The sequence below is a fragment of the Bradyrhizobium iriomotense genome (genome assembly GCF_018130765.1).
In the GTDB taxonomy this organism is placed as follows: domain Bacteria; phylum Pseudomonadota; class Alphaproteobacteria; order Rhizobiales; family Xanthobacteraceae; genus Bradyrhizobium; species Bradyrhizobium iriomotense_A.
Genome location: NZ_JAFCJZ010000019.1, coordinates 82,894 through 95,195 on the forward strand (window position 1 = coordinate 82,894; position 12,302 = coordinate 95,195).

The following is a 12,302-nucleotide window of genomic DNA, read 5'->3' on the forward strand; positions in this document are numbered from 1 at the left end:
CCAAGTTCGATGTGCCGGAGCCGGTCTCTGCCCACGCCTTCCCGGCGAATCCGAAGACGAATTTTCTCCTCCTCACCCATGTCAGCCGTCGCACGGTTCGGCGGATTACGGGGTGGCAACGCCGGCTGCTTCGCGAATTTCACCCGGAGTTGCTCCGAAGCGGCGACGGAAGGCGCGATGAAAATAGGACAGGTCGTTGAAGCCCGCGTTGAAGGCGATCGTGCTGATGACCAGCCGTGCCGATTGCGTGTCGGTGAGGGCCGCATACGCCCGATCCAGTCTCTCGTTCAGCAGCACTTGCGAGAAGGTGAGCCCTTGGTCTGCGAACAACATCTGAACATAGCGGGGGGAAACGCCGTGGCGCGCGGCGACGAGTGCGATCGACATATCCGGCTGAGCTGCGTTCTGCCGCATGTCGGTGAGGATCGTCGCCAGCCGCGCGGCGGGGACGCCGCGACTCATGGCTTCCTCGGCGGCATCTCCGGTCGCTCCCGCGATGAGGGCGACGAGATCCTGTATATGCCGGGCAACGGTCGAAACGCCGGTCTCGGGTGTAAGCGCGCCGCCCATATCGAAGATCAGGTCACAATAGCTCGTTAAGAGGCGCAGCGTTGGCAGCGTCCACGAAATCGGCCGCATGCACCTGTCTTCGATTGTGCCGCCGAGGGCCGCGATCGTCGTTCGCGGAATGCGTAGCGACTGACTGTAGCCGGCGCCGCCGACGATGCCGTGGCCGATATCGGTTTGGGTGGTGATGACGGCCTGTCCCCTTTCGAGCAAGACCTCGTGTCCGAGTTGATGAACTTGCAAGGTCCCCTTGCGCACGAAATGGAGAAATACATCGTCGTTGTTGATCAGGTTTCTTGTCCGGCGAAAAACGATCCGTTCGGACTTTTGTGCCTGACGCAAAAGCGTAGCACCTGGCAGTACGCGCCCGCGCGCGTTGAAGAGGAAGTCTTCGCCAGGCTTGACGTCGATCTGCACGCGCATGATTTGACTGCCGATGACATCATGAAAATGATCCGCCCACTTCTCGCCGCCATCCGCAGCGGAAAGCCGAAATACATCTGCTTCGATCACGATTCCCCCGATTGCCGGCCCTGCCTGACGCACCACATGCACGGCCTTGGTAGGCGGCATGTGGTTCGAGGTTCAAGGCCCGTGTCGTCGCCTGCGACCATGCGCCATGGCAATCGTGCGCGAGCGTCTTGGTCGACGACGCGAACCGCCGTGCTCCCCACTTCATCGAACGCGTTATCCCATCTTTGCCGCGCCGCGCGCCGTTGCCAAAATGCATCGAGATGACAAGACATTTTTGCTTTTCAATTTTCGAGTTCGCTTGGGTCCAAAGGTTGCGTTTCAGTCCACGACAAGGTTGGCGTGACTACCTAGACCTTTCGGCAGCTTAGCTGCTCAAGGATTCTGGATTTCATGCGGTGCAAGTTGTCTGTCGCTCAAGTCTCACTGTTGTCGTCCACTGCACTGACGCCTGTTGCCGTCAGTTGGGGCACAGCGTTGGTGGCCCTGAGCCTGCTGTCGGCGCCGGTTTTCGCGGGGGATGCGGTCTGGAATGGCGCCGATTCGAACTGGAACGCGGCGGCCAACTGGAGCACGAACCCATCGGTGCCGTCGGCCGCGGATAACGCAACGATCGATGCCAACTCTACGTATCCCGTGATCTCGTCCGGCGAAGCCTATACGGTCAACAATCTCTACCTGGGTGTCGGCGAAGGCACCGTTGGACAGCTCATCATACATGGCGGCGGCACTCTGACGGTGGCGACAGAGGTTGGTATCGGGCTCAACAAGAGCGCGACGGGTTTTTCCAAGATATTGGTGACGGGCTCGGGCTCTCGGCTTGACGCAGCGTCGGTGATCGTGGGCGACGGCGGGTTCGGCAGCCTTCAGGTGTTAAGCGGCGCCACGCTAACCGCGACCACCGTCATGCTCGGGCATGAGACCAGCGCGCTCGGCACCAGCGAAGCGGCGTATGGTTTCATGGCCGTCAGCGGAGCGACTGCAACCATCAGCGGCAATATGTATGTCGGCAGCGAGGGGCAGGGCGAGCTGAGCGTCGCAAGCGGCGCGGTCGTGACAGTCGGCGGCGGTCTCTTGGTCGGCGTCAATGCCGGCAGTGAAGGCTCGGTGACGATCGGGTCAGGTTCGTCCCTGACCGCGAACTTCATGACTGTCGGCGTGGACGGAGAGGGCGAATTGCTGGTCACCGAGGCCGGCTCGAATGTAACGGTTGGAGGTGCTTCCATCGGTCAGATGACCGGGAGCGGCGCGGTCACCATTACGAATGGTGCCACACTGACTGTCACCACAGGTGGGACGATCGGCGTCGGCGTCTTCGGCAGCGGCCTGCTCACCGTATCCGATGGAGGAAAGGTGATAGCCGATGTCGTTTCGGTCGGCTCGTTCGCGGGTAGCGAAGGAGCCGTGAATGTCACCGGTTCGGGATCGTCATTGAACTCTGCCAGCACTTTCTTTGTCGGTGACTCCGGAACCGGCCAGTTGGCTGTCTCGCAAGGAGCAGCCGTTGGCGCTGTATCCGTCCGGATCGGTGCCAATACTGGCGGTGCTGGTGCGGTCACGGTCGATGGCGCGGGCACAAGCGTTGTCGCCTCCAACAGCATTGTTGTGGGGGAGTCGGGCACCGGCACGCTCAGCATTTCCAATGGCGGCACGGTGACGAGCCCCGTCACCTATGTCGGCGCTGCATCGGGTGGTGTCGGTACGCTGACCGTTGACGGCGCGGGGTCGACTTTGCTTGCCCCTGGTGCCGGCGGTGTCGCCGTCGGCTACTCCGGCAACGGCACGCTCGTCGTTTCCAATGGCGGTGCCGTCACGACAGGGGTTGGCGTAATCGGTTGGTTCTCCGGTAGCGTTGGCACCGTAACGATCGATGGATCGGGCTCGTCCTTGGCCGTGACCAGCTCCCTTGAAATTGGTTCGGGCGGAAATGGTACGCTGACGGTTTCCAACGGCGGTGCGGTCAGCGCGACGACCATCTTTATCGGCAGCGCTTCCGGAAGCGTCGGCACCCTGAACATTGGTGCCGCCCCTGGCTCCGCCGCGGCTGCGCCCGGAACGGTCGATACGACGTCCGTCGTGATGGGTTCCGGTGCCGCAACCATCAATTTCAACCACACGAGCACGGCCTACAGCTTCGATGCGGCGATTTCCGGTACCGGCAGCCTGCATGTCCTGTCGGGAACGACGATCCTGTCGGCAGTCAGCACCTTCTCCGGAACGACGACGATTTCCGACGGCAAGCTCGTCGTGAACGGGTCGATCGCCAATTCCGACGTGGTCATGACCGGCGGCATTCTCGGCGGTAACGGTACCGTCGGCACGCTGCTGGCGGGCGCGGGCGCCACCGTTGCGCCCGGCAACTCCATCGGCACGCTCAACGTCGCCGGCAATGTCACCTTCGCAGCCGGATCGATCTACCAGGTCGAGGTCAATACGGCCGGCCAGTCCGACAGGATCGTTGCCGGCGGCACCGCGACCATCAATGGCGGCACGGTGCAGGTGCTGGCAGGCGCTGGCAACTATTCGCCCGCCACGACCTACACCATCCTGACGGCCAATGGCGGGCGCAGCGGAGCATTCGATGCAGTCACCTCGAATCTCGCATTCCTCGACCCGACCCTGTCCTACGATCCCAACAACATTTATCTGACGCTGACCCGCAACAACACCAACTTCGCCTCGATTGGCCTGACACGGAACCAGATCGCCACCGGCGGTGGTGTCGAGAGCCTGGGTTACGGCAACACCATCTACAATGCTGTGCTCAACCTCTCCGCTACGCAAGCGCGGTCTGCGTTCGACCAGCTCTCGGGCGAGGTGCATGCCTCGGCCAAGGCCGCTCTGATAGAGGACAGCCGCTTCGTGCGCGAGGCTGCGGCGGACCGGCTGCGCGCTGCATTCGATACGGTCGGTGCGGTGCATTCGCCGGTGATGGCCTACGCCGCCGACGACAGGCTGGTGCTCGCACCGGCCACCACCGACCGCGTCGCTCTCTGGACGCGCGGCTTCGGCTCGTTCGGCCGCTGGAGCGGTGACGGCAACGCCGCCGCGCTCAGGCGCGATACCGGTGGCGTCTTGATCGGCGCAGATGGAATAGTGGGCGATACTTGGCGGCTCGGTCTGCTTGGTGGCTACAGCCGCACCGGTTTCAACGTGAAGGACCGCAGTTCTTCCGGCACGAGCGACAACTACCATGCAGGCCTCTATGGCGGCACCCGATGGGGTGATCTCGCATTTCGAAGTGGCGCCGCCTACACATGGCACGACCTGTCCACTAGCCGATCCGTGTCCTTCCCCGGCTTCGCCGATCGCCTGACCGGCAACTACAACGCCGGCACCGCGCAAGTCTTTGGCGAGTTCGGCTACCGCCTCAAGGCGGGCCGGTTCGCATTCGAGCCCTTCGCCAACTTGGCCCATGTAAATCTCCGGACGGGCGGCTTCACCGAAAAGGGTGGCGCGGCGGCGCTGCCGGGCTTCGGCTCGGATACCAATACGACCTTCTCTACGCTGGGGCTGCGGGGCTCGACCGACGTTAAGCTCGGTGGCGTCACCGGCACCGCGAAGGCCACGTTCGGCTGGCGGCATGCCTTCGCCGACGTCTCGCCGCTGTCGACATTTGTGTTCGCCGGCGGCAGCCCATTCACCATCGCGGGCGTGCCGATCGCGCGCGATGCCGCCGTCGTCGATGCCGGCCTCGATGTCAACCTTGCTGCGGCTGCGGTCCTCGGCGTTTCCTATGGCGGCCAATTCGCCTCCAGTGTTCTTGATCAGACCGTCCGCGCCAACCTCAACGTCAAGTTCTGACGGCGAAGGCGTCGGGATGCGATCAGATCTGAAATTGCTGGGATCCGCAGGTGTCATCGCGGCTTCGATCGCGATAGGGGTGGGTCTCTACGTGGCGCTTGGAGGTGCCGTATCGGCAGGCGGCGATGCTCCCCAATCTGCGCAGCGACCGGATCCCGGGCTGTTGGGGGTCGCGCTTGCGCAGGCGTCGCAAGCTGCGGCCACGCTGCCGGGCGGCGCCAGCTCCCTGAACGAAATGTATCGGGACTGGCAGGTCGCCTGCGAGCAGCAGGGCACGGGAAAGCGCTGCGTGATGTCTCAGCAGCAGATCAATCCCCAGACGCGACAGCGCGTGCTGGCCGTTGAAATCAACAGCGTTGCCCCCAACAAGGTGGAGGGCGTGCTGATGCTTCCCTTCGGCCTCGCACTCGACTCTGGCGCAACGCTCCAGATCGATGACGGCGTGGCCGCGCCGCCGCTCCGGTATCGTACTTGTCTGCCGGGTGGCTGCCTTGTTCCGCTCTCCTTCGACGCTGGAACCTTGTCGGCACTTCGCAGAGGCACGGCGCTCAAGATCGCGACTATCGCCGACGGCGGCAAGGCAACGCCATTCTCCATCTCGCTCCAGGGCTTCGCTGCTGCGCTCGATAGGGTCGCGGCGCTCGCACGTTGACGTTTCCACCTGGGCGCGGCCCGAGACGGAGATCGCCGCAGGCCAGCCCGTTCGTCACAGCTTCGCCGTGAGATTCTGAGGAGAACCATGGATCAGAATATCGCCACTCAGCTCCGAGAAAGCTTCAAAACGCTTCTGCCCATCGCAAATGAACTCGGCACCGTGTACGGGCGATTGTTTGAGGCGCATCCGCAACTGCGACCGTTGTTTGCGGAGGACATTCAGTCGCACGCCAGAAGCCTCATGCACAAGCTGGCCCTCATGGTTGACAACCTTCAGAAGATCGATGCGATCCTTTCCGCCGTATCTGACCTTGCACGCCGTCACCAGGACAACGTGGTGCTCGATGAGCATTATCTCGTGGCCGGTGATAGTCTCGTCTGGGTCCTGGAGCAGGGACTTGAGCACGTCCTGACCTCCGATGAGTGGGAAGCCTGGACCACGACTCTCGATACGCTGTCCCATGCGATTACCGCTGCGAAAGAGCCGGTCGGCGCGCCTCAACGACAGTAGAGGCCGCCATTTTCAGTCATTTGACGGCGGTTATCGCCCACCATTCCATGGCGCGAATGTCTGCCGGCAGTCTCGGCATCGCTGCGACCGGGAGGCCCGCAATGCGCCGCCAGGCAAGGACGAAACCATTTGCCGGCCGGGCGAAGCCGGCCGGAAACAAACCTGGCCTAGCCTCACCAAGAGCTGCCCTGTCCAACCCGATCTAAGGGAGAGGATCTCATGAAAGCAGCATTTTTGGCGCTGTCGCTTCTTGGCCAGCCCGCGATACCGATTTCAGACCGTGTGCCCATCTTCAATGTGGAAGCTCTTTGCAGGGACGTTTCCGCTGACGACAAAGCGTCAGGGCTCGCCCTTGCGCAGGACGCCAGCGAATGCGTGCGCGACGAAACAATTGCGCAGCAACAGCTAAGTTCGACTTGGCTGACCGTTCCGAATCCCGCGCGCGATAGTTGCGAAGGCGAGGCTGCGGCAGCAGGAATACAAAGCTACGTCGATCTGCTCACCTGTCTGCAGATGGCAGGCTGGGTGAATCCGGCTGCCACGCCGGCGACCCCGCTCAGGGGAGCGAGCAAGAGGCGGAACGCCAAAAATTAGTCGCGCATGTGCGCCAGCCGGAGCTCGATCTCACTGCGACGGTCGAAGAGCTGCGCCGAATCGCCCAGCGCCGCTCGGCCAGGCGCCCTTTTTACGAGCCCGGCAGCGGCCTTCGGCGAGCATTCCTGCACCAAGGGCAACGGCAACGCCGTCAACATCTATGTCTGGAAGAAGGGCAGGCAGGCCTCGATCCTGTTCGCGCCGGTCAAGCCGCATCCCGAGTCCGGCTCGGTCGAGCGCCTGAAGGCGGTCGCCGGGCGGGTCTATGGAAAATTGTAGCGGCGCTGCGTTGCATTACGGGCGCATGCGCCCGTGGCTCGGCCAGGGAAACCGGTGTGCCAAGCCAGACCGTCGCAGCCCGGAGGTTGCGATAGGGCGCAGCCGAAGGCGGTTGGATCCGGTCGCTCACTGTCTTCGACCATTGATGATCTTGGTTCAGTATTGAGTGCACGATAGCCCACCTAGTCGGATCGACTGATCGGGGCCAGATGGAGCGATCATCTGCCGACGAGCGCGGTCAGGAAAACCCGACATGGCAATATCGGACGACTTACCTGACGCTCCAAAAGCTCCTCGATCGGCGGGTGCCGCACCCTTGCAACGTCGCGTTTGGAACGCTGCATCATCCCGAGAAAGAGAACCTGAATGAGCATCAAAGCGATCGCAAAGCCCGCGAGAACACTTCTGAGCCCGAATGATCACGCGTTGATCCTGATCGACCATCAGTCGCAAATGGCGTTCAATACCAAGTCGATCGATATCACCGCTTTGCGTGCGAATGTCGCCATTCTCGCTCATGCGGCGAAGGGCTTCAAAGTCCCGACGATTGTCACGACGATTTCGAAGGATACCTTCGCCGGTCCACTATTCAGTGAAATCACCGATGCCTTTCCGAATGTGGAAGTCGCTGACCGCACGACCTCGAACGGCTGGGAAGACGAGAATCTCATCTGCCGCGTCAACGCCATCGGCAAGGACCGCCTCGTTATGTGCGGTCTCTGGACCTCTGTATGTTGCAATGGCCCCGTGCTGTCGGCGCTCGAGCAGGGCTACGAAGTCTATGTCGTCACGGATGCGTGCGGTGACTGCACGATCGAGGCGCACGAACGGGCGGTCGAGCGTATGATCCAGGCCGGCGCACGCCCGATGACGTCACTGGGCTATCTGTTGGAACTGCAGCGGGACTGGGCGCGTCTGGACACCTACGACCTCACCGTCGACATCGCGAAGCAGTACGGTGGCCCTTTCGGCGTCGGCCTCCAGTATGCCAAAACGATGTTCCAAAGCCGCGACGGCAAGGCTTGAAGTCGTACAACCCCGATCACGCGGACAAGGTTGATCCATTCCCTTCGGCGTCGAATGAACGGAGCGCGCCTCGCTTGAAGCACGTGCCGATGCCGTCGATGTCGAATTGAATGGGGTGGTCAGGTTCCGGCTCGATCCAAACGAGCTCTAGGGACTGCGCGTCAGCTCCACACCATCGACGGCCATCTTCCATGTCCCCGCCTCCTGGTGAGGCGGGGTCGACACCAAGAATGTCGTCGACAGAAACGGAATTCCGACGACGAAATTATCGCCCTCGAACCGCCGCAGCGGCGCATTGATCGTTGTCGTGACCTCGCCGATCTTGGTGCCGTCCGTGACGCGCTTGTAGTGGACGATCCCGTCCTTGGTCAGCTCGACGTCCATCGCCGGCGCGTGCCATTCGCCGACATAGGCGGCCTTGTCCTCGGGCACCGGCTGTCCGCATGCCGCCAGCAGCGGCAGGGCCGCAACGAGAACCACCAGGGAAGTTCGCTTTGTCATGTTTCGCTCGACGGCAGCAGGCACCACGCAGGTGCGTCCCCCTTGGTCGGCCATCGCGTCATTCGGGTTCACGGCCCGCCAGCACCTCCTGGCATTTGGCTGCGAAGGCGTTGAGGTACGAGCCGATCTCGCTCGCCAGCGCATCGGACCTTTCGACATTTTGCAGGCTCATGTTGAGTGCGTAGACCGGAAGGCCCTCCAGCACGATGGGCGTTGCGACGGCAAGAACGGCGGGTTGCCACGACACCGCACAATAACCGTCGCGTTCGACGGCGCTGATCGATCTCCTGACGTCGGCAAGCAGCGCCTTCGTGGCAGCAGCGCTGCGCCGTTTGAACAGTCTTAGCAACCGCTCGCGCTCGACCTCTGCAATGCCGGCGAGGTACGCGCGACCGAGCGATGTCAGCTCCATCGGCACCTGCTGGCCGGCGACTACGTTGCGCAGCGCCGCGCGCGGGCTGTAGCGGATCGACTCCAGATAAACCATCATGGTTCGATCCGCGGTAGCTAACCCGACGTTCAGCCGGCGCTTCGCCGATTCCGCGCGCATCATCGGGCCGATCGCGTTGAGCACGGGTGATCCCGTCCGCATGGCGTGGCCGATGCTGATGACGGACGCGGCAAGGCGGTAAGCCCGCTCGCTGCGGACTTCGTCGAGCATCCCGGAATTGACCAGCGTTCGCGTCAGCCGGCTGACCGTCGATCGCGGCAAGCCGCATCGCTCCGCAATCTCGCCATTGCCCAGCGTGTCGACGCCGGGCCGGAACGCCCTGAGGATCTCGATGCCTCTTTCGAGCGACCGGTTGCCATCAACCCCGCCCGCATATCTGCGCGCCTGCGCCAAGCCAGCCTCCTCAAGCATTTCCACTAAGTGGAATTAAGGGGATGCTCGGGCGGGTGCAAGCCGCTATAGGCACGGGAAAGAAGAATGCCCGGCTGCGCACGGCTTAACGAGGAAACGGCACGGCCTGAATCGGCATTCGGGAGCCCACGCGGAGCTTGCCATGTCCTATCAGCCCATCGAATTTTCCGTCGAGGCAGGTGTCGCGACCATCGCATTCAGCCGACCGGAACGGCGCAACGCCATGAGCGACGAGATGCGCTCCGAATTCGCAGGCGCCCTCGAAGTCGTGTCCCGCGACAAGGCGATCAAGGCCCTGGTGCTGACGGGGCGCGGTAACGCCTTCTGCGCCGGCGGCGACATCAGCGGAATGAAGCGCCGGCTCGAGGCGCCGCAGGGCGAAGTCGCATTCAACGGATGGAGCCGGCAGCAGGGCGTGCATCACGTGCAGTCGCTGCTGCTGGGCCTGCCGAAACCGACGATCGCCGCCGTCAACGGTGCTGCGGCGGGCCTCGGTGCCGACACCGCGCTGGCCTGCGACTTCGTCATGGGCACGGAACGATCGAAGTTCACCTGGTCCTACATCAAGCGCGGCTTGATCCCCGATGGCGGCGGCCTGTATTTCCTGCCGCGCCGGGTCGGGCTTCCCAGGGCAAAGGAGCTGATCTTCACCGGGCGCGTCGTCGAGGCCGACGAAGCGCTCGCACTCGGCATCGTCGATCGCAAGGTCGCTTCGAGCGAACTGCTGTCGGCCGCGCAGGCCTGGGCGGCCGAACTGGCTCAGGGATCTCCGACCGCGCTCGCCCTGAGCAAGAAGATCCTGAACGAGACGTTCGAGCATTCCGCGCACGATATCTTCAATCTCGGCAGCCAGGCGCAGGCCATCTGCTACACCAGCGCGGAGCACCGCGACGCCGTGATGGCGTTCCTCGCGCAATCCTCGTCGAAGGATTGAGCGATGAATGCGATCGAACGCTTGATCCGGCCGCGCAGCATCGCCGTCATCGGCGCGTCAGCGGACCCGAGCAAGACGTCGGGGCGGCCGGTCTCCTATCTCCAGAAGCACGGCTTTACGGGCGCGATCTATCCCGTCAATCCCAGGGGCGGCGAGATCGGCGGTCTGAAATACTACGCCGACATCGCGTCGCTGCCTGATGTGCCTGACGTCGGCATTGTCCTGCTCGGCGCCGAACGTGCCCACATCGCGGTGCGCGAATTGTCAGAGCGCGGCGCGGCCGCAGCGATCGTTCTCGCCAGCGGCTTCACCGAAACGGGAGCGGAAGGCGCCGCGCGCCAGCAGCAGCTCATGCAAGCCGCCGGATCCATGCGCCTGCTCGGGCCGAACACGATTGGCCTCGTCAATCTCACCGACAATATGGTGCTGTCGGCATCCGGCGCGCTGGCGATGGATCATTTCCCGGCAGGCCCGATCGGGCTGGTCTCGCAAAGCGGAGGCATTCTCGGCGCTGTGCTGTCGCGCGCTGCGGCGCGCGGGGTCGGGCTGTCCAAGTTGGTGTCGACCAGCAACGAAGCCGATCTCGAGCTCGCCGACTTCATCGATTTTCTCGCCGAAGACAGCGCGACCAACGTCATTGCGCTCTATATCGAGGCGATCCGCAATCCATCCCGCTTCCGTGAAGCGGTGCTCAAGGCGCGGCGCGCCGACAAGCCAATTGTCGCCTTCAAGATCGGGCGATCGGAAGCGGGTGCAAAGGCGGCCGTCTCGCATACGGGGGCGCTTGCGGGCTCCGACCGCATGTATGACGCCTTGTTCAGGCAGCTCGGCGTGATCCGCGCGAAGACGTTCGAAGACCTGCTCGACATTCCCGCAGCCCTCAGCGTGGGACGGAAGCTCTCCGGCAAGCGCGTGGCGATCCTCACCTCGACCGGCGGCGCCGGCACGATCGTGTCCGACAGTCTGGGTGTCGCAGGCTTTGCAACGCCCGCTCCCGATGCGGAGACGGCCGCGCAATTGCGCGCATTGCAATCGGGATCGCATGCCATGCTTGATCGCAATCCGATCGACGTGACCCTGGCCGGCCTGCAGCCGGATCTGCTGCGCGCCGCAATCCGCATCCTGCTCGCAAGTCCCTCCTACGACGCGCTGGCCGTCATTGCCGGCTCCTCAGCCGTGGGATCGCCGGCGCTGATGGCCGATGCTATTCACGACTGCCTGCCGCTCAGCGACAAGCCCGTCATTGCCTATGTCAGTCCCTACGCGCCCGACGTGGTCTCCGTCCTCACCCGGCGAGGCGTCCCGGCCTACACGTCTGCTGAAAGCTGCGCCGCCGCGCTCGACGGGCTCTTGCAGGCTGGAATGCCGGAACAAGTCCAGGCATCCGGCTCGAACGGGACGGCAGTCGATATCAGCGATTTCCCGGCGGGATCGCTGGATGAAGCCCAGGCCAAGGCGCTGTTCGCCCGTTTTGGCGTTCCGGTCGCAGCTGAGAAGGTGGTCGCAACGCCTGAAGAAGCGGAGCAGGCGGCACGAGACCTCAGTGGCCGCGTCGTCCTCAAGATTCTCTCGCGCGAGATCGCGCACAAGAGCGACGTCGGCGGCGTCGCCGTCAACCTGACAGAAGAGACGATCGGCGGCCGCCTGACGGCGATGGCTGACGAGGTCGCGCTCAGGACCGGGAGGCGGCCCGACCAATTCCTGGTTCAGGAGATGATTTCAGGCGGCGTCGAAATCATTCTCGGCATGCATCGCGATGCCCTGGGCACCGCGATCCTTCTCGGAATGGGCGGCGTCGCCGCCGAGCTGTTCAAGGACACCACGATGCGTCTGCTTCCGCCGCAAGGCGGCCTCAGCCTGGCCGAGGCTCGCGCGATGGCGCGCGATCTCGTCACGTGGCCGTTGCTGGATGGATTCCGTGGCCGGCCGAAATGCGATGTCGAAGCCCTTGCAGCCGCGGTCGTCGCCTTCTCACGCATGGTTGCGCAGCTCGGCGATCGCCTCGCTGAAGCCGAGATCAATCCGGTCTTCGTGCTGCCGGCCGGGCAGGGCGTGAAGGCGGCCGACGGATTGGTTGTCCTCAATGTCTGAACAAAATC

Annotated in this window: 11 protein-coding genes; 8 read left to right on the top strand and 3 right to left on the bottom strand. The window is 63.4% G+C overall.

Annotation, left to right across the window (positions count from 1 at the left end):
- Window positions 1-105: 105 nt before the first annotated feature.
- A complete protein-coding gene (locus JQ635_RS28080) occupies window positions 106-1,140 on the bottom strand; it encodes a helix-turn-helix transcriptional regulator (RefSeq protein ID WP_211413011.1) in 1,035 nt (344 codons plus the stop codon).
- 327 nt (window positions 1,141-1,467) lie between these two features.
- Here JQ635_RS28080 and JQ635_RS28085 point away from each other — a divergent pair, with 327 nt between their 5' ends.
- The 6 genes from JQ635_RS28085 to JQ635_RS28110 all read left to right on the top strand — a co-directional run bounded on the left by JQ635_RS28085 (window position 1,468) and on the right by JQ635_RS28110 (window position 7,906).
- On the top strand, window positions 1,468-4,842 hold the full coding sequence (locus tag JQ635_RS28085) for an autotransporter outer membrane beta-barrel domain-containing protein (RefSeq protein WP_211413012.1): 3,375 nt from the start codon (window positions 1,468-1,470) through the stop codon (window positions 4,840-4,842).
- 16 nt (window positions 4,843-4,858) lie between these two features.
- Window positions 4,859-5,494 (top strand): invasion associated locus B family protein, encoded by a 636-nt coding sequence (locus JQ635_RS28090; RefSeq protein ID WP_211413013.1) that lies wholly within the window; start codon window positions 4,859-4,861, stop codon window positions 5,492-5,494.
- An 87-nt stretch (window positions 5,495-5,581) separates the two neighbouring features.
- A complete protein-coding gene (locus JQ635_RS28095; protein ID WP_211413014.1) occupies window positions 5,582-6,007 on the top strand; it encodes a globin domain-containing protein in 426 nt (141 codons plus the stop codon).
- A gap of 219 nt (window positions 6,008-6,226) precedes the next feature.
- Window positions 6,227-6,601 (top strand): hypothetical protein, encoded by a 375-nt coding sequence (locus JQ635_RS28100; RefSeq protein WP_211413015.1) that lies wholly within the window; start codon window positions 6,227-6,229, stop codon window positions 6,599-6,601.
- A 6-nt stretch (window positions 6,602-6,607) separates the two neighbouring features.
- Window positions 6,608-6,880, top strand: coding sequence for a hypothetical protein (locus JQ635_RS28105; protein WP_211413104.1), 273 nt, complete (start codon window positions 6,608-6,610; stop codon window positions 6,878-6,880).
- Window positions 6,881-7,246: 366 nt separating this feature from the next.
- Entirely contained in the window at window positions 7,247-7,906 is a 660-nt protein-coding gene (locus JQ635_RS28110) for a hydrolase (protein WP_211413016.1), read from the top strand.
- Window positions 7,907-8,053: 147 nt separating this feature from the next.
- Here the strand turns inward: JQ635_RS28110 and JQ635_RS28115 are convergent, their stop codons facing one another.
- Both JQ635_RS28115 and JQ635_RS28120 read right to left on the bottom strand, forming a co-directional pair.
- Window positions 8,054-8,407, bottom strand: a complete 354-nt coding sequence (locus JQ635_RS28115; RefSeq protein ID WP_211413017.1) for a hypothetical protein — start codon at window positions 8,405-8,407, stop codon at window positions 8,054-8,056.
- 58 nt (window positions 8,408-8,465) lie between these two features.
- Entirely contained in the window at window positions 8,466-9,251 is a 786-nt protein-coding gene (locus tag JQ635_RS28120) for an IclR family transcriptional regulator (protein WP_211413018.1), read from the bottom strand.
- A gap of 160 nt (window positions 9,252-9,411) precedes the next feature.
- Here JQ635_RS28120 and JQ635_RS28125 point away from each other — a divergent pair, with 160 nt between their 5' ends.
- Complete coding sequence (locus JQ635_RS28125; protein ID WP_211413019.1) at window positions 9,412-10,203, top strand: enoyl-CoA hydratase/isomerase family protein; 792 nt, start codon at window positions 9,412-9,414, stop codon at window positions 10,201-10,203.
- A gap of 3 nt (window positions 10,204-10,206) precedes the next feature.
- A complete protein-coding gene (locus tag JQ635_RS28130) occupies window positions 10,207-12,294 on the top strand; it encodes an acetate--CoA ligase family protein (protein ID WP_211413020.1) in 2,088 nt (695 codons plus the stop codon).
- The last annotated feature ends 8 nt before the right edge of the window (window positions 12,295-12,302 follow it).